The sequence below is a fragment of the Burkholderia dolosa genome, assembly GCF_902499135.1.
Classification (GTDB): Bacteria; Pseudomonadota; Gammaproteobacteria; order Burkholderiales; family Burkholderiaceae; genus Burkholderia; species Burkholderia dolosa.
On record NZ_CABVPR010000017.1, the window covers coordinates 1 to 24,349 of the forward strand.

Sequence of the window (24,349 nt, forward strand, 5' to 3'; positions counted from 1 at the left end):
AGCAGGCAGCCAAACCAACCGTAAAACCGGACATTTCTAAATAGCCAGAAAGCGGGCATTTGAGAATGGCTTTGACAGTGATGTAGGTCCCAAGTTCAGATGTCGCGTTTCCGCTAAATAAAAATGTCGTGTTTTGGCCTGTAGGTTGATCGTCTGCACCCTTGGGAGCGCCGACGATGAACGCGACTGGGACGATCACCATGACGATGCGTGAAGTGGATCGGCTGAAGGTCATTGAGGCGGTAGCCGAGTGTCGGCTCAAGCCCGGCCAGGCAGCCGACCGGCTGGGCCTGAGCGTGCGCCAGGTAGAACGGCTGGTCATTCGGTATCGCGAGCACGGCCTGGCGGCGTCGCTTCGGGCCGTCGTGGCCGGCCAGGCAACCGCAAGCTCGACGACGGGCTCGCGTTACGCGCCTTGACCATTATTCGAGAGCGCTACGCCGATTTTGGGCCGACGCTGGCCTGCGAGAAGCTCTGGGAATGTCACGGCATTCGGCTGGCCAAGGAGACCGTCAGGAAGCTGATGACAGACGCAGGTTTGTGGATTCCGCGCCGGCAGCGTCCGCCGAAGGTTTACCAGCCGCGGGCGCGCCGGGCGTGCCGGGGTGAACTGAGCGTCTGCGAATTCTCGACGACCGGCGTTGGCCGACGACTCCGCGGCATCGAACTGGATCACGGGCTCGTGAACCAGGACGGGGCAACTGGGCGCAAACAGATGTGCCCTCGCCTCGCGCATCGGCCTGCTCGCGTGACGCGATCGTTTTGAGGTCGATTTGCTCAATCTCGCGATCGAGTTGCTCGAGTTCCACCAGCAATTCGCGCAGGGTCTTCGTCATCGGATGGGGAATGAAGGCGAGTGCCGATGCCAACCGCCGCGACACATGAAGCAGTCGGCCTTGCTGGTTCTGAGCGGCTTTCGCGTATGGGCGGATTCTGCTCGGCCGCCGATGTATTGCCTGGCGCGTCATCGTGACGAGTTCTGCGGAGTTCCACCCGAAGCAATAAGCAACTGGTCGACCAGTTCGAGCTTCAACGGCTTGTCGGCATCCAGTTTTTTCTTCTCGATCACGTATTTCCAGCCATCGCCGCTGCCGGGGTTACGATAGAACGCGACGATCGCCACGTACTTCGTGCCGGCCTGCATCGGTTGCGTGAGACTCGCAGACGCCCCGGGGTTCAGCACGGAACCGATGCTCGCCAGCAGATCCTGCGCAAGCACGGTCCGGTCGTTTTTCAGCAGGTCGTCGTACGAGGCTCCATCGAACATCTTGCGGTCCTTGAGCTGATACACGCGCACCGCGACCGACGTCGGGCGGCCGGCATCATCGGGGTTCAATGCTTCGCGGGCAGACAGATCGACGTTGAGCACTTTCACCTGCTTGAAAAAAACAGCGTGATACGCGCTGGACGACGCATCCGAGACGGACTGCCACGCACCGCAAGCCGAAAGCAGCAACACGGACGCAACGGTGGATATCGCAAAACGAAATGACATCGGTATTCCTTGGTCAGACATGGCGTGGAGTGAGATGCGGGTTCGGCTTCGGCGTGGGAAACGCTTCGTAGACGCCGAGAGCAACGTTGATGAAGCGTTCTTCGTCGGCGGGCAGAACGGTCGTCCAGCCGAGGCGTGGCGCCGGACCCGCTAACGCCGGCCCGATCGCCGGTTTGGGCGCAAGCCGCGAAGAAATCTCCATGCGCAGGTGGACGTCCGCTTTCGTGCCGACATACAACTGAACGAACGCCATCAGCTCACGATGCAACCATGCTCCAGGTAGAAGATCGTGAGCCTGCTGCGCATCTGCCGGCCGCACTGTCACGCGCACTGCGCGACTGCGGTAGGCAAGCCTGCGGCCGAGCACATAGCCGCCGCCCAGACCCCGGCGCACGCCATCGTCCAACGCTGCGGTGCCCACGGACGTCAGCGGCCGCGGCTGCCCAGCACGCGTGATGGCAGGAAAGAATTCATCGACGCGCACGCCAACGCGCGGCACGGCCAGCGCGATGACGCCTGCAATACCTTCCGACGTGCGGGTGCGCTGAATCAGCAGTCCGAGCAGCGCGAGCATGCGCGAGTCCGGCAAGCCGGCACGCTTCGGCTTGTCCCCCCAGCCAAAACCGGCCAGGCACAGCAGATTGCGCGAATGCGCATCGGTGCCGCCCGCACGGAAGCTTTCCGGATAGCGGTACTTCTTCCACGCGCGGTATAGCAGCGTGACGATACGGTGGTTGAACTGGTCGAGAAACGTTTCGACGACCTCGTGCCCTTCCTCGCGAAGCACGATCTCGTCGATCATGTGCGGCGGCATGGCCGCATCGACGCCATACAGGCCCATGAACGTCGTGCGGACGGTCGGTGGCGCATCCGGCCGCTCGTCGTCGAATTCGACCGAAGCGATTTCGCCGGCCGGAAAACCCACGCGCGGCCGCGGCCGGAAGCGAACCGGTTCGTACTCGGCCGTATCGCGCGTGCCGAATGCAGGCTGCGCCGGTGCCCGCAGCTCCAGCAGCCGGCACAGCTGCATGAAGTTCAGCTTCGGCGCGCGGGCCAGCAGCGACGCGACGAGCGGGTCCAGATTCGGCAGGTCGTGCAACTTCATAGCGGAGCCCGTTGCGCCTTGCTGCGCGGCCAGTTCGTACGCGTCTGCGACGGTAAGCTCACGATCGACAGCTTCGTGAACAGGTTGATTTCCGCATACTGAGCAAAGAAGCGATGGAGCAGTTCGCCGAACAGCATCACGTCGCCGTCACCGGCGAACGCATGGGAATCGAGCGTCACCTCGATGAGCACGCCTCGTTCAACCGAGCCACCCGACACTTCCTCGAGCAGCTCCTGCGAAACCCACAGGATGCCGGCGAGCCGCCGGCGGTTCAGTTCGTCGTTGGTCCAGTCGTATAGCCCGAGCGCACCGCGCAGCACTTCGGCGTCCATCAACGACAGGAAGTTCGGCGCGAGGTGCGACAGCACACGCCACTGAAAGCGGTCGTCCGTTGGCGGATAGAGCGGCAGCGTCGGCGCGACGAGGTTCTTCACGCCCACGACGTTCGGTGTGCTCGCCGCAAGCTCGGCGATGCTGGCTTCACGCAAGCCCTTGCGCGGCAGCATCCCGTTCGTCCCCGTAACGCGCAGCGACAGGCTTTCCTCCGGCAGCGTATCCATGGTTTCCCACGCATGGCCGCCGAGAATGACCCACGTCTCGTGCAGGCCCGATACGCCGGGGCGCACACGGGCGTGGAAATACCGCTCCGGCGCTTCATGGCGCAGCATCCCGCCGCGATGCCGGAACGTGGCGAACGGCACGTACTCGTATCGTTCGGCGGTCTCGTGATCGAACGCCTCGATCGCATCGACCGAATACGTTTCGACGTGCTCGCCCTGGTGACCGGCCGGCACCACCCGATATTCCGTCTCGTGGTGATCGATCTCGATCGGTTCGGCGTCGAGCTCGAACAGGTTGATGACCGGCGTGCAGAAGAGTCGCACGTTCTCCGCGGTGAACCGCTGGTCCGACGGATACGTGTGCTTCAGCACGATCTCAAGTTCGAAGCGGGTCGAGTTCTCCGGCAACTTCGTGATGTCGAGCCCGCACAGGTCGACAAAGAGAAACTTCTCGCGGAACGTGAAGTACTCGAGCAGCAGCTGGTAGCCGGAGAACGCGGCGTCGGCCTTCGGCCACAACCGCTCTTCCGTCGAGAATCCCGCGGGTTCGAGCGTCACGTCGGCAAGCGGCACGGCTTCGCCGTCGCGCGCTTCCGGGATGCGCCACGCGATCGAATCGACCTGCCGCGTGAGCGCTAGATGCATCGCGAACGCCGTTGGCAGATCCGCACTCAGGTGCAGGCGCAGCCGCGACAGATCCGTTTCGTTGCGCCGCGCGGAACCGCCGAGCGCGAAGCCGAGCCGGATTACCGAGCGGCCGTCGTGGCGCATCGTCGGGCCGGCGTGCGTGATGGTGACCGGCTGTAGCGTCACCGGCTGCGTGGTCCGGTACAGGCACTGTACGGTATGCGGCGTCGAGCCTTCGGAACCTGCCACCGGCGGCACGGCGATCGGTGCGGACCGCACGGGCACGCCGGCGGGCACCACTTCGGTTTTCTGGAGCTTTTCCGTATGCGGAATCAGCTCAACGACCGACAGCGACGGAATCATTCGCAGGTAGTGCGGCCACAGCAGGCTCACCAGCCCTTCGGTCAGCTCCGGCAACTCGCCGTCGAGCTTCTGCTGCAGGCGTCCCGTGAGGAACGCAAAGCCTTCAAACAGCCGCTCGACATACGGATCGCGGTCACCCACGCGATCGAGGTTGAGCAAGCGCGCACGGTCGGGATGTGCCTTCGCGAATTCCTTGCCGGATTCGCGCAGGTAGCGCATCTCGGCTTCGTAGTAGCGCAGAATCGGGTCGTCGTTTTCCATCAATGTGTCTGCTTATGAAAGAGTCAGCGCGCGTGCGGGATCGAGCACGGTCAGTTCCGCCTGGAGCTCGCCGATGCGGCGAGCGAGTGCCGGCTTGTCGGCATCCTTGCGGTTGCTCGTCGCCTTCAGCGCCCGGACCAGCTGCTGCCTGACCTCGAAGACGAGCGCCGGCTCCCAGCTAGTGAGCGGCAACGAGCGCGCGCGGGTGTCGAGCTCGGCCAGCAGTGCCAGTGCCGTGTCGGCGCGGCCCGCATGATCGGCCAGGCGAGCCATCACGAGCCGCTGCAGATAGCGATGACGGTCGGTCTTCAGTCCGGGCAGCGCTTCGAGCCAGCCGAAGGCGGCCTCGATACCTTCGCGACCGGCCAGCTCCCGCGCCTGGGCTTCGATCTCCGGCCAATCGCCGCCCGCGCCGTCCTCGCTGCCGGCCGACACCGGCAACGGCACCACCGATTCGCCTGCTTCCAGATCGCGTACGACCGCGTGCCGCGCGATCCACTCGAGCGTCGCATCGTCAGCGAACGGCGTGCCGTCGTTGAACGCGAGTCGCTCGATGCCGGGCAACCGTTCGAGGAACAGCGCGAAATCCGCGCGCAGCAGCTCGCGCCACGTGCTGTAGGGTGTACCGACGTGGTCGAGCGCGACGTGCTGGAAGTACTGAAGGTCGAACCACAGGTGATTGACCCCCTCCATGAATGCGCCTTCGATACGTTCGAGCAGTTCGTGCCACTGCTTCTGCAGCACGAGCCGCTTCATCTGCTGCCGCAGCTCGCTGCGCGGCGGCGCCAGGCGCGTGCAGAAAGCCGCGTCTGCTGGCGGCACTTCGTGCAGCGTGTCCCAGCGCACGCTGCGCACGAGTCGTACCGACGGCAGGTAGCCGTTCTCCTGGTCGCGCAGCCACACCGCCATCGTGCGCGCCTGTTCGACCAGATCCCGCGTCGACGCGATCGCACCAGAGGCGGCAGTCGCTGTCGAAGGCGCTGCGGGCATTCCAGCGTCCTGGTCCACGCGGCGTGCAGGTTCATTCTTGCGCTCGAACCGCGAGACGAGCCGTTGCAGGTTCGGGCGCGCGGCTTCCGGCCACGCTCCGGTATGTGCGACGAGCACGTCGAGTGCGGCCAGTGCGCGTTCGAGATCGATCGGCGCGAACTCGCCGCGGCTTTCCAGCAACTCGATCATGCGGGCGGTGGCCAGCATCTCGAGTGCGCCCTTCTTCGCCTCGGCGCGCGCGGGCAGCACGGCTTCCCCGAACCGGTCGACGAGCGCGGCCGCCAGCTCTAATCCGTCCGCAAACCCCGCGGGACCATCCTGCCGCAACCGCGCGAACGCGTAGTAGCCAGCCAGACGCAGATCCTTGCCGGTCTCCCTGATCAACTGCTCGCAGGAACGGATGATCAGTCCGTCGTCGATACCGGAGAGCTTTTGGGTTTCTTCGCGCAGCTCAAAAAACGTATCCTCGTAGCCGGGATCGCGGCCGACGCCGGCGTCGCCGGGCAGTAGCTGAAGCCAGGCACTCCACGCGTCAAGCCGCGAGCGCGCGAGCTGCTCGGCGTCATCGCGGGCCGGAAAGAGGCTCTTGAACAGTCCGCCCAGCATTACTCGACCTCCGACAATGTGCCGCGTGGTAGCGGCATCGCGGCATGTTTCGCCGCCGCGATCGCCGAAGGCGGCAACGGCGGCGGCTGGGGTGGCAAATTCGTGGCCGAGCGCTTCGGCGCCGCATTCGTGGCACCGGTCACGAAAACCCGCTGCGGCAGCGTGAAGTGACGCAGTTCCAGCACGTCCAGCGGCCCCGCACCGGCTTCGCTGCGCAGTTGCACCTTGAGCGGAATGCCCCGGCTCGTATCGGGCGTCCACGTCAGCAGATAGCGCGCGCTGTCCTGCTGCGACACCTTCGCACGCTCCAGCAACCGGATCAGACCGAACCGGCCCTGCGAATCGAGTGCGGTGCGCAGGCCGCCCTGCTCGGTCTGCCATTCGATGTGCGACAGATTCTCCAGCGTCTGACCGGGCCACTCGAATGGCATCCATTCCAGCTTCTGGTTGAAGTAGTGCAGCTCACGCCCGGACAGCACGAATTTCATGTCGGTAACCCCAGGGGTCGGCACAGCCTGCAGGTCGAAACGCACGTGCGCATCACCGGATGGAAACAGGACCGTCGAGATGCGCGTGAGCCTGTTCAGGCTGGTAAGGAACGCGGGATCGATCGTCAACGCGCCATGATTGGCGCCCTCCGCTGCCACCCAGCGGTCGCCCTGCCGTTCGACCACGCCGGCGAGCTGCGTCGTGACAAACTGTGTAATCACGCCGTTGTCCGGCCGCATGAAGCGCGCCATTTCAGGCAGCGACGCATCGTTGTCCGAATCTGCGAACGGATAGCGACCGCCGAATGTCCTGTTCCAGTCGGCCACGATCGCGGTGCGCCAGATCTCGTTCAGGCTCGATGCGGCCGGCTGCACGACGACCTGCCAGGTTTGATCGAACGGCGCCCGGAACAACTCACCGAACCCGGACCACTGCTCTCCCAGGCTTGCCGCGAGGCGGCTCGCGTAGTCGCGGCTCTCGGCCATGTCGGACGTCTTGCCCTGCAGGACCGACTGCGCAGCGAGGCGCGCCATCGCATCCGGATCTGCGGCGGAGACGATCTGCGATGCCTTGAGGCGCATGGCCGTGACCCGCTCGAGGTATCGCGCGAGGCTCAGATCACCGGTCGAGGCGAGCTGCGCGGCGGCCTTGCTGTTCGCTGGCGCACCGGACACCAGATCACTGCCCGTCAGGCGCAGGATCGGACCGAAAGCGGTAGCAAGCGGCGCAAGCTGCGGTTGGGTCTGCTTCGACGGATCCTTCTCGCTGCCGCCAACGAGCTGCTGCGCCTTGCTGATCAGGTTGTCGGCAAGCGACTGCGCGTTCGCGCCCGCGCCGGCCTGATAGACGATCGCGTTCATCAGTGCGACGAGCGGCGAGCGCTGCGGATCGCCCAGCAGCGTGAGCTGGTCGGCCGTCGCGGACAACGTCGGCGCCGGCTGCCAGCGAAGGCTGTTGAGGAACAGCGCCCACGCACGCGCGTAATCGTCGAAGTAGCGCTGGCGAAGCTGGGCCTTGAGCGTTGACGGTGCAGCCTGTGTCGCCTTCACGTCAGAGAGCACCCAGTCGCCCACCACATTGTGCTGCTCGCTTGCGTCGTCGATCGCCTTCGCGATGCGCTCGTCCCATGCAGCACGGGTGAACACGCCGGGCACGGTCGCCGCGGTGTTGAAGAGGCCGCGGCTGGTCGTGTCGCCGAGCAGCGTCGCGAGCGATACGGGCGGATACTTGGCCTTCGCGTCGTCGAGGATCTGCTGGTAGACCGCGTCCGTCGAGTTCTGGATGCCGCGCACGCTGATCACCGTCTGGCGTGCCGAGGCGACAAGGCCGAGATCCGGCGACATGGCGGGCACCCTGCCCCGGCCCAGGTGGTCTGCGAAGAAAGCAATCGTGTGCTGCCGCAGGTCGTCCCAGGTGCCGGAGGACAGGGGCGAGTTCGCGGGACGCTCGGGCGCCGCCGTCGCGACTAGCTGCGGTGTCAGGAAGGCGGCGACCGCGCGTTCGGGCTTTGCGAGCATGAGGTAAGCCTTGAGCGTGTCGTAAGCAGCTTGCACCTGCGCGTTGCCACCGCTGGCAATTTCTGCGTCTGACAAGGCAGCGAGCTGACGCAGCCGTTCTTCGAGCTTCTGACGAATCGGCGCAACGAGGATGTGGCTTGCCGCATTGGCGTAACCCGGCCACAGCGCCTCGAGCAGCGCGCCATCGCGGTTCAGGCCGAAGCGTGTCTGCCACGGAGCCCCCTCGCGCTGATGCACTTCTAGCGTGTCGATCTGTTTGTCGAGGCCGTTGAGGGCTTGCAAGGCTTGTGTGCCGTCTTGCACGGCAGACAGGTTCGCGACGGTATCGGCCACGTTCTGGATCGTCGCGCGATTGACGAAGCCCGACAGCATCGTGCCGCCGATCCAGCAACCAATCAGGCCTGTCGTGACCCATGCTGCGGTCGTTGACAGCGAGAAGCCGACACGGCGTCCGTGAATCTTGCGACTATGCTCGATGACGGTCTGCCAGATGATTCGATGTTGCGGGCCGATCGCTGGCTCGTCGTCGTTTGCGTCGACGGGCGCCGCCGGAGCCAACTCCCGTTCCTTGAACAGTGGTGCGAACAATAGCCCGTGGACTGCATGCCGCCAGTTATTCGACTGGGTGGTTTGCAGCACCAGACCCGATAGCGCACCACGCAGGTTCGAAATGTGTTGCGACAACTCGGCCGGATAGCGGTCACCTGGATCTTTCGTCAACCGCACGACACCGGCATCCGCGAGGTTGTAGCCAAGGTCTTGCAGCAACGCGTCAATCTCATCCGCAGTTACGCGCGCGTTAGACCATGTAAAGCCGATGGCCTCGTCGGGGCTTGACGTTTCGCTACCGAAGTCGGTGACGTTCACAAGATACGCGGGTGCGGCCCAGCGCAGCGCGCGGGCGATACGGGCCAGACGCTGGCCGAGCTGGTCGGCATCGAATGGCGCTGCGGCGGAACTGCGGTTCCGGGTTATCGCCACGATGGCATCGACCGGGCGACCGCGGCGCAGGCGACGGATCTGATCGAGCCATTTAGTCTCGAGCGCATCGCGCGTTTGCCGCGCGTACAGCAGCACCGTGCCGCTCGTGAGCAGATACCCCGTTTCCACGAGTCCCGGCGCTAGACGTTTCACCAAAGGTTCGTCACCGGCAATGAGCACCCATCGATCACGGTAGCGCCAACGCCAACCATGTCGCTCCTTTAGCGCCGCTCGGATCCGGTCGTGGCGGATCACCGGGAGTTCATTGCGCATGGCCTCGGTCGCATCAATTCGCGCAAGCCGGTCGCGCTCATATCGGTCCGCGCTACGATTTCGTGAGTGGCGTGCCACAACCCGCCACGCAGCTGACAGTGCCCCTCGAGCCAATAACAGAATCAAACCGATCAGGCAAACAAAAATCAGCCTGCGTTGTGGAGAAGGATCGATATCCGAACCATTGAACCAAACGTATAGGGCGGCAATCGCCGTTAGCGCCCCAACGAGAATCCAGTATCCATATTTGTATAGCTTCATACTGTAGTGTCTGTCGATGTTTGACTCGGCGGTTGCACTACCGCAAAGCGAAGCTGGTGTTCTCGCCACGCAATCAACTGCGGGCCGTTGTTGTTGGCCGCATATTCAATCCCCAGCGCAATAGCAAGCCATCCCGCAGCGTTTCCAGAATGTCCGAGGATGGCATCGATATCATGGATACCCGAGAGATTGTCAGTTTGAGACACGCCACTCCTCAGATCAGACATGTATCTGACAATTGCTGCCTTGTCGGCAGGCCCTAGCCCAGCCTCCCAAAGATGATGAACCTTGTCACCCGTTGTCCCTCCCCATTGCAATGCCGTGGCGAGTGCACTATTGCCATCCGGCTGAGCTTCCACCGGTCGATTTAGCACCGCGATCGGATTGATGCGGCAACGGCTGGCCAGCGGCGCCCACGAAAACAACAGCGCAACTGCAGTCTCGGCACCGTTTTGCTCAGGCGTATGACGAAGCTGTACTGCAACAAGTAGGAGGAATTTCTCTAGCGTCGGGCCGCCTCGTACGTCAAGCCATTCATCCAGCAGCATGACGCCTGTTCTAGCGTTGACCACCCCGGTTGTCGTTCGTCGCAAGCCTTCTGCATGCCAGCACGCTAACCAGGAATTGACTACAGCTTCTTTATTGGCATCTTCGGGCAACTGCAATTTCACGGCAAAGGGCACATCGCCGGGGACCACCCGTACGCGATTCGCGATAGCGCGAATCAGTTGCTGGAAGCAAGCTCGGTAGCGCAGCGGATCTTCATCGTCACCGCTCAACGGTAGGGAGGAAAAGTCGTTGGCGTCGGCTTCACCGGCGCCCGTGTTATTGACAAGAATGGCAGCTACGTCGCTGGTTCCCGCTCCAGTCAAATAGGCACTTCCGACTACGGCGAGCGGATCACAAGCAAATTGCAAGGCCCTTTCACGGTCGGCGCGCAACACTTCGTTTTCAGCATCGATACGGTCACATTCCTGCTCGTAATAGAAACAGCGAAGACCGTAACCGAGGGCCCAAGTAAGGAACGGGATCGCGAACGACTGTATCCAGAACCGCGGGATTCCGGTCGGGACACCTCTGGGCCATGTCACTACGGTGTAAACGACTCCGCCAACCATAACCACTATCAGCAATGTCAGCCAGAGAACTAACCGTGGCGGGGACGGACGAGGTTCCGACGATTCAGCCGGAGGAAGCGTCACAGGCATTCGCTCACCGCAAGCTCGAGATCAAGCGACAGCCGCACATAGCACGAAAGCCGTGGCGTGCGATGGGGACGCCGTCGTCGGTCATCGTGTCATCGCCATCGACGATCAGATTGGGTTTGACGTCGCCATGCAAAGGGCATGTCACCTCATCACCTTTGCGTGCGACAAATCGACCTTCGAAACGCATGGTCTTGGATGCGCTGATTACCACGCCACCGTGATCGGTCGCGTCTCCTATACGAACTGGATCCATCATTTCTTTATCCCCAGTGATGGCGTGGCCACCCGCCCCGACCATCAGACCGTGGCGCCTGCGTCATTCGATGGAACCGTCGCCTCAGCGACACTCCAGTCGTTGGCTGGGACGTACGAAACGTCGCCGAAGTACATCATTCGCCAGTTCTGAAGTTTCGAAAAATCTGCGCCGAAGCCAGCTACTGAGTCGTGAACGAGGTAGTCGAAAAAATCGAGGAGGGCTTTGGCTTCACTGCTTGCACCGGTGATCAGCGAGACATCTTCATAGGCGCGTGCCAACGTCGCCTCGCGCAAAGTCAAGGCCTTGCCATCCAGTTTCCGGGTCTCAGCTTCTCCAGTCGCAGCGTTGACTGCGAGACCGCCCGCCGTGATGAGACTGAGTTCTTTATCCTGAGTCTTAACAAGATCGCCGTTGCCTGTCTGTGCAAGCACCTGCTTCGCTTTTGGAAGACGCGCGCGGGCCGCTTCGTCATTAGTCAGCTTAGAAAGGTAGCTACGTGCGAGATAGAGCGGATAAAGGTGATCTGATACTGCCTTTTCAAGCGCACCATTGGCGCGTGTTCGCTTCTGATACTGATCGAACAATGCGACAGTTTTTGGAGACAACTTGAATGATGCCTGTGTGTCGACGTCCATGGTTTCGAGCGCACGCAGCGGAACGCCGGCCACGCGCGCTGCTCGATACATATGCAAGAGCGGGATCTGGCTCAGCTTTTCATCATCTTGCAGCGTTCTTGTTTGCTCTCCGGGCGCGTAGCCGCCGCCGACGTCCGAATGGACGCCCGGATAAACGACCTCGATGCAATTCGGCGGATAGTGCTTTCCGTCTCGCACGGAATCGAGCGGAAACGAATCGCGAACCTCGTGCGCAGCCACGTAATGAATACATTGCTCGACCATGGCAGGTATCTTCAGGTTCTTCGCCCAATAGTAGTGACCATCCTTCGGCGCGATCATCAGCCCTGCGCCTAAAACCGGCGAAAACACATTGAGGGTGAATTTCAGAATCGGGCTGCGATCCAGTGATTGTGCGCCGGCCGGCAATCCGGCTGATGCAACGGTGTCGAACAATCCCATGAAATACAGTCGGATCGGATAGCCCTGATAGCGCCAGCCCCCTCCTTCCTGCTTGCATTCTTTGGCAAGCCGGACAGCAAAAGCGCGGGCCGACGCAGCCCCTCGGGAGAAGCCGAACAGTGCCACGTTGATCATGCGAATCGGCTGCTTTGGGTTCGTCGCACGTGCCTTGGCTTTTGCAATCCGCTCGTCGAACTGCTTTCGTGCCCACTGCAGGCGTTTTTCCCCACCGGCGCCAAACCCTAGCCCCAACGGACTTGCTGTCATTTCTCCGATTTCTGGGAATGGCGTGCCCAGGCCATTGATATATACGGCGAATCTTCCGGCGCTTTCGTCATCGAGTCCATGAGCGAAGAATAACCGCGCAACGTTACTATGTTTCAACTTATGGGTGTCGTTGAAGCGATTATTGCCTGTTCCGTCAAAGAAGAGCGAAATCCAGAGAGACTGCGAGCAGTCCGGTGTACCGGGCCGCTTCGTTGTATCCAGGCATGCCATTGACGCAGCACGCTGCTGGCGTTCGATGGCGGTCAATGGCCTCAGGCCCGCCGACGCAGGAATTTGAGTGTTATCCAACATAGCTTTGGTTCTCTCTATCGTACGAAAGGAAGACGTCGCTCGAGCTTGAGTCTCGGTGGCGACGGGCCGTCTGAGCCAGAGATAGCCGCCTCGATGTGCCCGTCAGGGTAGAAGTGAACTTCGAGATAGCTCGGATCAGGAGGAATGGGACCTTTCACTTCGACTCGCGCTTCCTTGTACGGTCCAGAAGGCTCGATTACCTTTCTCGGCGGATAGGACTCGAGCGCGCTCATCTTGTACTTCACGTCGACCCAAAATGGTGTTTTGGTGCTGCGACTCATCACAACGCAACATGACATCTTTCCGCCACCTGCAGTCGGCGTACTTAATTCGAGGTTACTTCCTCCCTGGCCATTAACGGCAAAGTCCGCCACGGCGCGATCCGTATAGTTGTACCCCACTATCCCGAGCATATAAGGCTCTTGCTTGCAACCGGACAACCCCATGATTGCAAGCAGACCGATCACAGCGATGGGTGTCCATCGGATCATTTTCTTCAACGGCATGATGAATCCACATGAAATTGCGAGCAGTCCGGTGTACCGGGCCGCTTCGTTGTATCCAGGCATGCCATTGACGCAGCACGCTGCTGACGTTCGATCGCCGTCAATGGCCTCAGACCCGCCGACGCGGGAATTTGAGTGTTATCCAACATAACCTTTGGTTCTCTCTATCGTACGAAAGGAAGACGTCGCTCGAGCTTGAGTCGCGGTGGCGACGGGCCGTCTGAGCCAGAGATAGCCGCCTCGATGTGTCCGTCAGGGTAGAAGTGAACTTCGAGATAGCTCGGATCAGGAGGAATGGGACCTTTCACTTCGACTCGCGCCTCCTTGTACGGCCCAGAAGGCTCGATTACCTTTCTCGGCGGATAGGACTCGAGCGCGCTCATCTTGTACTTCACGTCGACCCAAAATGGTGTTTTGGTGCTGCGACTCATCACAACGCAGCATGAAGTCCCTCCCCCTCCAGCCGTTGGAGTGCTCAATTCAATGTTTCCTCCGCCTTGTCCGTTCACACCGAAGTTCGCAACAGCACGATCGGTGTAGTTGTACCCCACGATACCGAGCATGTAGGGCTCTTGCTTGCAACCGGACAATCCCATGATTACAAGCAAGCCGATCACAGCGATGGGTGTCCATCGGATTATTTTCTTCAACGGCATGGTGAATCCACATGAAATTGCCAGCAGTCTGGTGTGCCAGACCGTTTCGTTGTATCCAGGCATACCATTGACGCAGCACGCTGCTGACGTTCGATGGCCGTCAATGGCCTCAGACCCGCCGACGCGGGAATTTGAGCGTTATCCAACATAGCCTTTGGTTCTCTCTATCGTACGAAAGGAAGACGTCGTTCGAGCTTGAGTCGCGGTGGCGACGGGCCGTCTGAGCCAGAGATAGCTGCCTCGATGTGCCCGTCAGGGTAGAAGTGAACTTCGAGATAGCTCGGATCAGGAGGAATGGGACCTTTCACTTCGACTCGCACCTCCTTGTACGGCCCAGAAGGCTCGATTACCTTTCTCGGCGGATAGGACTCGAGCGCGTCCATCTGGTATTTCACGTCGACCCAAAATGGTGTTTTAGTGCTGCGACTCATCACAACGCAACATGACATCTTTCCGCCACCTGCAGTCGGCGTACTTAATTCGAGGTTACTTCCTCCCTGGCCATTAACGGCAAAGTCCGCCACGGCGCGGTCCGTATAGTTGTATCCAACGATCCCGAGCATGTAGGGCTCTTGCTCGCAGCCAGATAACCCCATGATTGCAAGCAGGCCAATCACAACGATCGCAATCCATCGGATCATTTTCGTCAACGACATGCTTTCTCCTCTGGGTCGAGCGCATTAAGCAGGTCCGATCTCACACGGTCAGCAAGCAACACCGCACTATTTCGTTCATCGTCAGGCGCGTTGGCGATAGACTCTTCGCAGATCCGATAGCGTGTCCGTGCATCGAAGGCTGCGACGAGATCGTCATCCGTCAATTGAAGGACGTGCAGGATCGAGTCCGGAAGACACGCTTCGACGAACGCAGCCGTCTGTGCCTCGTTTAACTGAAGCGGTCCGCGATATTGGTCTACTGCCGTATCAGTGCAGCGGATTTTGTTCAACGCTCCGTACCGGTCGATATGCCACCATTCCTTCGCAAGACCGAAGTACTGCTCGTGCTGCTCCGAGGACAAAGCACGGTCGAGTACCGAAAGCGAGCGCGTATCAAAGAATTTCATCTGCCATTCGCTTCGGTCATCGCAAATCACGTCCAGCCGCTCTCTAAGCCCGGCAACGATGTCATCAAACGCAAGCTGCGAGAACAGGAACGAGACGGCTCGATAATCGTCAACGCAACACTGCGCAAGCCTCGTTAGCAGGCTCGACGGTTGGGCTGTCGTTGCTGAAATGCGGACAACGTATGGACCGTATTGATTGCAATGGTCCTCGGAGGAAGCGTCGAATATCAAAGAAAGCCGTTGGCTGCTAACGTCTTGGCCGAGCCATTGTCGTAACTCGCGATAGAGCTCCGGGTAGGCAACGCCATACACCAGCGCGCTAGTTTGTACGCCCGGATTGGATACCTGGAATTCGCGAATCGTCTCGATGAGGGATTCCGTCTGCAGTTCAAAGGTTGGCGTGTTCATTTTGTGCCGAGCAGTGCGCCCTGGGAAAACTCAGCGAGCAGACATGGGATACAGATGGATTTAGGCAACAGCGGCAGTATCGGTTGCATAGACGCGGGGCCCGGCTTGTCCCATGACGCACATCTCTCAAGAATTGCACCCATCGTCCCATTCTCGATGCGGCTTCCATCGATTCTGATATACGAACCACCTGCACCGATCCAAACTTCTTTTTCCGCCGAAAGAATCAGCCGCCCGTTGGTACTGGTGATCGAAATATCCTTCAGAGCTGCCAGTTCCATCGCGTCGCTTTGCGCCTGAATCTCGACCTTGCCCTTGGCCGCGAATATCTTGAGGCCGAGACGCTCTGCTAATATCGAGATCGCTTCACCGGCGGCTACCGTGAGTCGCTTCAGAACACCGACATCGGCGTTACCGCCCGCAGTCGCGATGAGATTTCGCCGCGCGCTTACCTGCAGATGACCGCCAGAGACCACCCCCATGCCGGCGGGCGCACTTATGAGAACGCCAGCTTGTCGGAGTTCCTTTAGCGTTCCTTCGAACAGCGCCTTTTGCTGCTCGTAGTCCGCTGCGATAGCGTTCGCTGCCTTGGCGGCGTCAGATAGCGCCTGCATCTGTTCCAACGCGCGCTCGAGCAATTCGTGCGCCGACCGCATTTCTAGCTGTTTGCCCTGCCCGCCCTCCTGTGCATCGGCAGACACAAACACGCCCTTTGCCGCGCGCACTGTGGCGTGACCATCGGTGCGCAGTTCAGCGCCCTCACCACGCTCCTTGCGGTTCTCATCGACCATGTGCCCCAGATTGAGCTCGCTGGTCTGGAACGGCGTCGTCAGGTGGATGTGCTCGACGTTCTCCTTATCCTCCATCCGCAGTTCGTTCTGCGCGGCTGTGCGAACGATGTTGCGGGTGTGGTTCAGGTTGTTGACGAGATCCGGATGCAAGCTGTCGTGCATCGCGCCAATAATCACCGGCCTGTCCGGATGACCGTCCGTAAAGACGATCGCCACCTCGGCCCCGTCGATCAGCGGGAAGTGGTGCCCGTAGTTGTCCCCGCTGTACGGCTTCGCGAACCGCACCGGCCGGCTAGTGCCCCCAGGGCTCCACTCATCGAGGTCGAACGGCAGCTTGATCACATACCAGCCCTGTTCGCTCAGGTACGCGTATTTGTAATTGCCCGGTGACGTGATCCGGGCCGGCAGGATGCCGTCGATGGATGGTCGCTCGATCGACGCCATCGGTGTACGCCACACCCGGTCCGAAGGTATTCCCTCGAAGGTGACCCAGTACGAGTCGCCGCGGGCACCGCTCGACTCGACCGAGGTAACAAATATCCCGTGCTTCACATCGGCCGGATTCGGGTCGACACGTATCACCTCGCCCGCCTCGAGCCAGAATGGATTGCCCGTCCCTTTGAAGGTGATCTGCTGCGCCAGATGTTCCTCGTGACGCAGCCGCGCCACGCCCTTGCCCTCTTCGGGCGTCTGATAGTGCTCGCCCCAGCGATAATCGATCCCGTTCGTCGTCTTGTCGTCGCGCGCGACATTTTCCTCGACGAGCAGCGACACGCCGGCCTCGCGATGGTTGTAGTCATGCAGCCGCACCGCCTCCGGCACGCGCCGGGTCCGCTTCTCGAGCGTCTTGATGGCGTCCATGCCGGAACTCTCAAGCCCCGAATCACGCCGGTACAGCACCGTACGCTGCTTGCGCGCATAGGCGTCGAGATCGTCGCCGAACACCATGACCGCGCGGTCCTTTTTCTGCTCCCAGCGAAACCAGATGCCTTCCTGCGCACAGATGCGCTGGACGAATGCAAACGTTGTCTCGTGATATTGCGTAACGTACTCGTGCCGCTTGTACTGGCGACGCAGCTTGAATTCGAAGTCGACGCCGGCCCGATAGCCGTAGTGGCGCAGCGTGTCGGTGACCATTTCCTCGACCGACTGCTTCTGGAATAGCCGGCTCGTGACGGCCCGATTCAGGTCGGCGAGCTTCGGCTCGAGCCGCACCCGATAGTGCGTCTGATCGGCCGACGTTGCATACTCGTCGAACTCCGTGATCACGCCGTGGATCGTGTACGCAGCCGGCATCTTGCTGAACTGTTCCGCGTTCTCACCGAACATCTTGCGCAGATAGTCCATATTCGGATCCACCGGGGCAATGATGAATTTCGCGGGACGGCCGACCACCTGCTCCATCGGAATGCCGGCCACGGGGCTGGAGAACTCGATGTCGTACCGGTACAGCTCGCTCACGGCATCCCTGCCTGCGAATTTCAGAACCGAGGTTGGCGCCGGATGCGGCGCCAGCTTCAATTCGTAAGCCTGGGTAGGCAGGATCGACGACATACGGCAACTCCGTTGAGCGAGCAACGATAAAAGCAGCGACGCCGAAGCCGTCACGGCTCCGGCGACAGGCACATACGTGAGAAAAAATCAGCTCTTCGCCTTGGGCATCTGCGACACCAGCGACAGACCGATGTCCATGCCTTCGACCTGGAAGTGCGGGATGATGAAGAGCTTGATGCGGAAGAAGCCCGGGTTGTCCTCGATATCCTCGACCGTCACCTTCGCCTCACGCAGCGGGTGCGACGCCTGCAGCTCGTCGCCAGGATCCTTCATCTCGGTGACGAGCCCCTTGATCCAGTTGTTCAACTCGAGTTCGAGCAGACGCCGGTCCTTGGTCGTGCCGATGTTCTCGCGCTGGATCAGCTTCAGGTAATGCGCGATGCGCGAGAGCAGGAAGATGTACGGCAGGCGCGCATTGATACGGCTATTGGCCGTCGCTTCCCTGGTCTCGTACAGCGCGGGCTTTTGCGTCGAGTTGGCTGAGAAGAAGCACGCGAAGTCGTGGTTCTTGTAGAACGACAGCGGGATGAAGCCGAGATTGGCGAATTCGAACTCGCGCGTCTCCGGAATCAGCACTTCGGTCGGGATCTTCGGCTGCACGCCGGTACCGAGGTCGTACAGGTGTAACGGCAGGTCTTCCACCTTGCCGCCGGCCTGCGGGCCTCGGATCTGCACACACCAGCCGTTGTTCACGAAGCTGCGCGCCATGTTGGCCGCGAACGCGAACGACGCGTTGACCCACAGATACTTGTCGTGATCCGGGCCCTTGACCGCCTCTTCATAGTTGAACGCGCGAACCGGCGTCGTATCCTTGCCGTACGGCAGGCGCCCCAGCACGCGCGGCATGGTCAGCCCGACATAGCGCGCATCGTCGGTGTCGCGGAAGCTCTTCCACTTGATGTACTCGGCGCGATCGAAGTAGTTGCCGATGTCCTGGATCGCGGCCACTTCTTCCATCGACTTCTTGCCGAAGAACGCGGCCCCCACCGAACCGATGAACGGCATGTGAGCGGCGGCAGCCACCTTCGAGATATTGCGCAGTAGCGCGACATCCATCGGCGAGTTCGTGAACTCGAAGTCGCTGATCATTGCGCTGATCGGCTGACCACCCGGCGTGTCGTACTCTTCGATGTACGTGAGTCGATACAGACCACTCTGGACCAGTTCCGGCGCGTCCTCGAAGTCGCGCTGCAGCGCATCCTTCGACACGTCGAGCACTTCGATTTTCGCGTTCCGGCGGAAGTCGGTACGCGACACGAGCATCTTGAGGCCGCGCCAACGCCCTTCGAGCGCCTGGAATTCCGGCGTGTGCATGACGGCGTCGAGTTGACGGCTGATCTGCCGGTCGAGTTGGCCGATGTAGAAGTCCAGCAGCGATTTGTCGAGCCGGTCGACCGGCTTGCTTTCCTTCGCGATGAGATTCAGCAGCGCGTCCATGCCACGGGCGACACGTTCGTCGGCCGACGCCTCGGACAAAGTATCGTTGTCGCGGAACGCCTCGAGCGGACGCGCCTCGGCGATGGTATTAAGGTTGATCTTGCTGCACAGCGACGCGTATACGCTGTCATTCTCAAGCACGACGGTCTCGGTCGCGCCCTGATGGGCTTCGTTCTGTTTCATGTGTGGTCCTGTCTGCGTTCGTATGGGCACCTGGTTGCGGAATGCGGTGAAGGCCGACTTGAGCCATCCGCGATCAGGCATGACCTTCCGGCTGCGTGGCGGCCGTCGCGACTTGCGCGAGTTCGCTGCGCAGCTTGTCAGACAGACGTTTATCCTTAAGGATCTTCTCGAATTCGCGGCGGAACGTGCCGTTGTCAAGCAGGTTCGATTTGAGGTCGCGCAACAGATTGCGCATCGCCAGCAACGCCTGCATTTCCGGAATCTGGCGTGCGACCTGCTCCGGTTCGAAGTCCTTCATCGAGCGGAACGACAGGTTCACCGGCAGTTCCGAGCCGTCACCGGCCAACGTATTCTCCGCCGCGATCGTCAGATCCGGTGCGTAATCGGCAAGCACGGCATCGAAGTTGTTCTTGTCGATATTGACCTTCTTGCGCTCAGCCAGCGGCGCCTGCTCGCGCCCCGCACTGAAGTCGCCCGCGACGAGCAGCTTGAGCGGCAACTCGACCTTCTTCTGGGCGCCGCCCGTATGCAGATCCAATGTGATTGAAACGCGACTCTTCGGAATTTCGCGCTGAAAGCTGTCCATAGGATTCCCAATCAACTCAAGTTCAAGACACCCGCAGAACTCGCCCGTTGCGTTGCGGCGCCTCCCTTCAGCCGCGCCCGCGGGAATGCGTATGCGCGACTCGTAAAGGAATACTGACGGCACCTCATAGCGCGGCCTCCATTCATGCGACGTTATTGCCACGGCGTATTAAACAGGTTTACCCGCCTTGCGTCAAAGAGTATTCGCTGTCGCGAATAAACGACGCAATGTCAAAAATTATCGAAACTCATTTTAGGAATTGTCCCATTGATTTTCCGTCAACCTTTGGTGTGGACGATGTTATTCATCGATTTACCAGACTTCGATCGATCGCCTGCATCTCCTTGCGTATCAAGGCTTAAGTGATAGTTTGACAATTGGTGACATTTGCTTTGTTCTTTATCGGTGAGTGGCAAAAAAATAGATTATGAAATGTCTCCCTATCAGATTCCTGCTTCCCGACTACGCAACTCATATGAACTACTACAATTTCATTACGCTTTGCATACCAAAACAATAAAGTCGTATACGGACGACGTTCGTAGCAATAGAATCGTCCATTCACGATAGTCAACAACAAGTCATACACCACACCTATGCGGATCGACAAACCGCTCTGGCATGAGGGCTTGATCCTCACGCAGCAGCATTTCCAGCAACAGGATCGATGGGCGGGGTTCGCGATGCAGCAGCTCGCGGGCGCCGCGCTCGCCGAGCCTTGGGGCGCCTTGGGCGTCGAGATCGATGAGGAGGCGCTGGCAACCGGGCGCCTGAAGCTCACGCGACTGAAGCTGCGTTTTCCGGACGGCACGCCGGTCGATACGACAGTGGCGGATACCATCCCGCCGGCACGTGATCTGACGCAAGGCGTCCCTGCCGATCTTCAGAGCGTGGTCGTGCTCGCAGCGCTTGCATTGCCGGACGCGAATGGCAACAACTGCCGCTTCGATGAAGTGACGCTGGCGCGCCCCCGCCGCGCGTATCGCGAATTCGTGAAGGTCACGGACCTGAACGGCACCGGTGAATCGGAGATCGCGGTCGAACGCCACGCAGTGCGGCTGCTGTTTGACTTCGAGTCCCACGCAGACGATACGGTATGCGCGGTTGCACGCCTCACCCGTTCGACCAGCGGCCAATTCCAGGTCGACCACCGGTTCGTGCCGCCGTGTCTGACGCTCGCAAGCCACACGCTGCACATCGAACGAATCAATCGCCTCGCCGATATCCTGCAGGCCAAGAGCCTCGCCCTCGGCGCTCGCCGCAGCGAACGCATCGAACAGGTTGCCGAATATGGAGTCGCCGACGTTCAGCTGTTCTGGCTGCTGCATTGCATTCATGCGGCGTGGCCGCAACTGCGGCTGTACGCGTCGCACCCGAACCGATCGCCCGAACACCTGTATGTGACGCTGGCCCAACTCGCCAGCGCGCTGATGACGTTCTCGACGCTCTCGCAACTCACCGATATCCCGGCGTACGATCACGCGCGTGCTGACGAGGTGTTCGCCAAGCTCGAGTCGATGATCCGTGACCTGCTCGACGCGATCATTCCGTCTCGCGTCGTGTCGATCGGGCTCACGCGAAAGACGCCGACGACGTGGACCGGTCAGTTTCTCGACGAACGGATCGTTGGCGACGCGGCCGACTGGTATCTGTCGGTCAACGCGCCGACGTCCGCGCTTGAGCTCGTCGAGCAGTTTCCACGTTTGTGCAAGATTGGCGCGCCCGACGATGTCGAGCACATCATCAATTCCGCGCTGCTCGGCATTCCGCTCAAGACGGTCCAGCGCGTGCCCGCCGCGATTCCCGTGCGCCTCGACAACCAGTACTTCGCACTGGATTCGACGAGCACGGCGCACGCCAAGATGCTGGCTGCGCGTGCGTGCCAGATCTATCTGCCGGCGTCGGTGCCCGATGCCGCGCTCGAACTCTACGCGGTGCTGCGCTCATGAACACGCTGAATGCCGGCCGTCACGCGACGGCCCTTATGGGGAGCCAGTCTGGCACAGCGCGTCGATCTGGCGAAGGCATCCGCGATCTGCTGCGCGATACGGCCTTGCTCGTGACTATGCTTAGCGCCGGAGGGCACGTTCAGGATGCGGCCGGGTTCCGCGATCGTTGCCGAAAGCTCATCGAGCATTTCTCGAACGCGCTCGAGCAACGCGGTTATCCGGACGACGTGCGGCAGGAAGCGCTGATCGCGCAGTGCGGCCTGTTCGACGAAACCGCGCTGCGCCATCTGCCGGCCGAAAGCCGGGCCGGCTGGGAACTGAAGCCGCTGCAGGTCGAGCGGTTCAATCTGCACGACGCAGGCGAGCGCGTATTCGACCGGCTTGACGCGCGTATGCGTGAAGCGTCGCCGCGCGTCGAACTGCTCGAGTGCTACTCGGCGATCCTCGGCATGGGCTTCGTCGGGCGCTATGCCCGCGAGGGGGAAGCGAAGCGTACTGCACTGATCGCATCGCTGAATGCCCAGTTGGAGAAGCTGCGCTCGTCAGCGGAGCGGCCGTTCATTGCCGATCGCGCGGGACGACGGCTGTCCGACTGGTTTTTCCGGCTTTCGCCGTGGGCGATTGCTGGCATTGCCTGCGCGATCGCGTTGGTCGTATGGTTGATGTGGACCGCTGCACTCGATGTTCAGCTCGCGCACCTGGTGCCGGCAAAGGTCGGCCAGCCGTGAAGTCGGATCTGCCTGTTCTGTCCGCGGCGCCGGTGCGGACACCGGATCATGGGCACGAGGGGCTCGGCTATCCGTTTCGTGTGCTGACGATGTTTGCCGCGGCGCTAGCGCTGGCGGTGATTTGGCTCATGCTGCCGGTCGGCAGCGGTTTCGCCTGGACGGTCACGGCGGTCATCGGAATTGTCGTGCTCGCGCTGCTGGGCGGGTACACGCGACGGCTCGTACGTGCGCGCGAACACAGTGCGCTGGTTTTGACTGCGTTGGGTGCAGCGACGTCCAATATTCCCGTCAGGCTGCGCACGCGCATGCCGCTCGTGTTGGTCACGGGCGACGGCCTGCCCGCCTTGTTCAATCGCGACGGCCAGGAACGCTTCGCTCACGTCGGCGACGGTGCAATCTGGCTGCGCGTCGATCGTCCCCAAGAACTGCCGCAGCTTGCTGTCGCAGTCCGGCAGTGGCGTGACGGTCGCGCGCCGGACGGCGTTGTGCTGTCCGTTGCGCCGGCTTTGCATACGGGCGCGGATGTGTTGACGCAGGCGCTACGCCTGGCGCGCCAGGCCGTGGCCGACGCGACACGCACGCTCGGCACTCGCCTGCCCGGCTACGTTGCCGTCTATCAACGGCTAATCTCCGGCGACAGTCTGCACGCGCAGACCGCCCCGCAATCGGACGGCCTGGATACGAACGGCGCGGCCGTAGCGCATTGGTATGGCGTGTCTTCGGCGACACGCCTCGTCGACGCGGACCGTTTCGAGCCGGTCCTCCGGGCCGCAGAAGATGAGGTGCTGCACGTCGCAGGCGAGCGCGCGGTCGCTGCCCGTGCAGCGGCGCTTGCATCGATCGTCGGATGGACGCAACGCGTCGTGATCGGCGCGCTCACTGACCCGCAGCAGCCTGCCACGCCGTGGACGTTATTCGGTGCCGCCTGGATCGACTGCGGCCCCGCCAGTGGCCCCGGCAATCCCTGGCAACGCGACGTCGAGAGGCAAACCCGCGTCATGCGCGCTGACGCCGCGGCTTCCGCGCTGCCCTGGCCATTCCCGCAGCCACTGATCGAAGCGATGCCACGTCGGTACTGGATGTCGCCACGCATGACCGCGTTCGCCCATGCGCTCGCGTTCCTCGCGTGCGCGGCCGCCATGGCGTTCTGGGCGTCGGGCAAGAATAACGAGGCGCTGCTGGCCCGTGTCGGTGCCGATCTTGGGCGCTATTCGATGATTCCTGCCGCGCACGATGCAGCAAGGCGCGACGCGCTTCAGGCGCTCGTCGCCGATCGGGACCAACTCGACCGCTACGCCCGCACCGGCGTTCCACTTCGCCTGTCGTTCGGCATGTACCGCGGCGCCGCCCTGATGCCGGCGCTGAACGACGCGATTGCCTCGTACGTGCCGCCGCCCGCGCCGCCGGCGGTGATCACGCTCGACAGCATGTCGTTGTTCGACAGCGGCAAGGCGCAACTGAAGCCCGGCTCGAACCGCGCGATGGTGCGCGCCATCGAAATGATCAACGCGCACCCGGGCAAACGCATTGTCGTCGCCGGCTATACCGACAATGCAGGCAATCCGGACAGCAACCTGAGGTTGTCAAGGGCGCGTGCGCAAGCCGTGCGCGACTGGCTGATCGATGCGTCCGGCATTCCGGCGACGCAGTTTGCGATCCAGGGCTACGGCGATACGCGGCCGATCGCGAGCAACGACGCCCCCGACGGACGCGCCAGGAACCGACGCGTGGAGATCACGCTGGTTCCGGATACGGCGGCTGGCCGCAGCGGGCAGTGAAGGACGTTTTTAGCCCCCGGAGCACCCCGCTTCGGGATTCTGAGGCTCGGGGGCTGGCTCCGG

The 24,349-nt window shown here is 61.5% G+C and carries 19 protein-coding genes and 1 pseudogene; 4 read left to right on the plus strand and 16 right to left on the minus strand.

What is annotated here, in order from left to right:
• Nucleotides 1–202: hypothetical protein (locus BUB20358_RS28060; RefSeq protein WP_207771225.1), on the minus strand; the 202-nt coding region annotated here is incomplete at its 3' end.
• Between BUB20358_RS28060 and BUB20358_RS10160 the strand changes: the two are divergent.
• Nucleotides 177–613, plus strand: a pseudogene (locus BUB20358_RS10160) (helix-turn-helix domain-containing protein); the annotation flags it as partial. The gene BUB20358_RS28060 and the pseudogene BUB20358_RS10160 sit on opposite strands and share 26 nt — an antisense overlap.
• A gap of 351 nt (nt 614–964) precedes the next feature.
• Here BUB20358_RS10160 and tssJ read toward each other — a convergent pair.
• From tssJ to tssB, 15 genes are all read right to left on the minus strand, one after another.
• Nucleotides 965–1,495 (minus strand): type VI secretion system lipoprotein TssJ, encoded by a 531-nt coding sequence (gene tssJ / locus BUB20358_RS10165; protein WP_174484770.1) that lies wholly within the window; start codon nt 1,493–1,495, stop codon nt 965–967.
• A 13-nt stretch (nt 1,496–1,508) separates the two neighbouring features.
• Nucleotides 1,509–2,600 (minus strand): type VI secretion system baseplate subunit TssG, encoded by a 1,092-nt coding sequence (gene tssG, locus BUB20358_RS10170; protein ID WP_006765954.1) that lies wholly within the window; start codon nt 2,598–2,600, stop codon nt 1,509–1,511.
• Nucleotides 2,597–4,411, minus strand: coding sequence for a type VI secretion system baseplate subunit TssF (tssF, locus tag BUB20358_RS10175; RefSeq protein ID WP_006765955.1), 1,815 nt, complete (start codon nt 4,409–4,411; stop codon nt 2,597–2,599). Before tssF ends, tssG begins: the two co-directional genes overlap by 4 nt.
• Before the next feature lie 12 nt (nt 4,412–4,423).
• Entirely contained in the window at nt 4,424–6,007 is a 1,584-nt protein-coding gene (tssA, locus tag BUB20358_RS10180; protein WP_035974138.1) for a type VI secretion system protein TssA, read from the minus strand.
• The gene (locus BUB20358_RS10185; protein ID WP_035974140.1) at nt 6,007–9,528 is read right to left on the minus strand and encodes an ImcF-related family protein; all 3,522 of its coding nucleotides are present in this window, start codon (nt 9,526–9,528) and stop codon (nt 6,007–6,009) included. Before BUB20358_RS10185 ends, tssA begins: the two co-directional genes overlap by 1 nt.
• Nucleotides 9,525–10,736: a KPHS_23130 family T6SS system protein gene (locus BUB20358_RS10190; protein ID WP_494516081.1), complete on the minus strand. Its 1,212-nt coding sequence runs from the start codon at nt 10,734–10,736 to the stop codon at nt 9,525–9,527. The genes BUB20358_RS10185 and BUB20358_RS10190 overlap by 4 nt, the downstream gene beginning before the upstream one ends.
• A gap of 4 nt (nt 10,737–10,740) precedes the next feature.
• On the minus strand, nt 10,741–10,992 hold the full coding sequence (locus tag BUB20358_RS10195; RefSeq protein ID WP_006765957.1) for a PAAR domain-containing protein: 252 nt from the start codon (nt 10,990–10,992) through the stop codon (nt 10,741–10,743).
• 41 nt (nt 10,993–11,033) lie between these two features.
• A complete protein-coding gene (locus tag BUB20358_RS10200) occupies nt 11,034–12,647 on the minus strand; it encodes a T6SS phospholipase effector Tle1-like catalytic domain-containing protein (protein WP_081293671.1) in 1,614 nt (537 codons plus the stop codon).
• Between the two features lie 14 nt (nt 12,648–12,661).
• Complete coding sequence (locus tag BUB20358_RS10210) at nt 12,662–13,153, minus strand: DUF3304 domain-containing protein (protein ID WP_158380437.1); 492 nt, start codon at nt 13,151–13,153, stop codon at nt 12,662–12,664.
• Between the two features lie 164 nt (nt 13,154–13,317).
• Complete coding sequence (locus BUB20358_RS10215; protein WP_158380436.1) at nt 13,318–13,809, minus strand: DUF3304 domain-containing protein; 492 nt, start codon at nt 13,807–13,809, stop codon at nt 13,318–13,320.
• Between the two features lie 164 nt (nt 13,810–13,973).
• Nucleotides 13,974–14,465, minus strand: coding sequence for a DUF3304 domain-containing protein (locus BUB20358_RS10220; RefSeq protein WP_081293674.1), 492 nt, complete (start codon nt 14,463–14,465; stop codon nt 13,974–13,976).
• Nucleotides 14,456–15,280, minus strand: a complete 825-nt coding sequence (locus BUB20358_RS10225; RefSeq protein ID WP_035974148.1) for a DUF4123 domain-containing protein — start codon at nt 15,278–15,280, stop codon at nt 14,456–14,458. Before BUB20358_RS10225 ends, BUB20358_RS10220 begins: the two co-directional genes overlap by 10 nt.
• Nucleotides 15,277–17,625, minus strand: a complete 2,349-nt coding sequence (locus BUB20358_RS10230) for a type VI secretion system Vgr family protein (protein WP_035974150.1) — start codon at nt 17,623–17,625, stop codon at nt 15,277–15,279. Before BUB20358_RS10230 ends, BUB20358_RS10225 begins: the two co-directional genes overlap by 4 nt.
• Nucleotides 17,626–17,712: 87 nt before the next feature.
• The gene (gene tssC, locus BUB20358_RS10235; RefSeq protein WP_035974151.1) at nt 17,713–19,245 is read right to left on the minus strand and encodes a type VI secretion system contractile sheath large subunit; all 1,533 of its coding nucleotides are present in this window, start codon (nt 19,243–19,245) and stop codon (nt 17,713–17,715) included.
• A 73-nt stretch (nt 19,246–19,318) separates the two neighbouring features.
• A complete protein-coding gene (gene tssB / locus BUB20358_RS10240; protein ID WP_006765960.1) occupies nt 19,319–19,831 on the minus strand; it encodes a type VI secretion system contractile sheath small subunit in 513 nt (170 codons plus the stop codon).
• A gap of 596 nt (nt 19,832–20,427) precedes the next feature.
• Between tssB and tssK the strand changes: the two genes are divergently transcribed.
• The 3 genes from tssK to BUB20358_RS10255 are packed head-to-tail and all read left to right on the plus strand — an operon-like array spanning nt 20,428 to nt 24,286.
• Complete coding sequence (tssK, locus tag BUB20358_RS10245; protein ID WP_006765961.1) at nt 20,428–21,780, plus strand: type VI secretion system baseplate subunit TssK; 1,353 nt, start codon at nt 20,428–20,430, stop codon at nt 21,778–21,780.
• Complete coding sequence (locus tag BUB20358_RS10250) at nt 21,777–22,508, plus strand: DotU family type IV/VI secretion system protein (RefSeq protein ID WP_006765962.1); 732 nt, start codon at nt 21,777–21,779, stop codon at nt 22,506–22,508. The genes tssK and BUB20358_RS10250 overlap by 4 nt, the downstream gene beginning before the upstream one ends.
• Nucleotides 22,505–24,286 (plus strand): OmpA family protein, encoded by a 1,782-nt coding sequence (locus tag BUB20358_RS10255; RefSeq protein ID WP_035974153.1) that lies wholly within the window; start codon nt 22,505–22,507, stop codon nt 24,284–24,286. Before BUB20358_RS10250 ends, BUB20358_RS10255 begins: the two co-directional genes overlap by 4 nt.
• Nucleotides 24,287–24,349 lie beyond the last annotated feature (63 nt).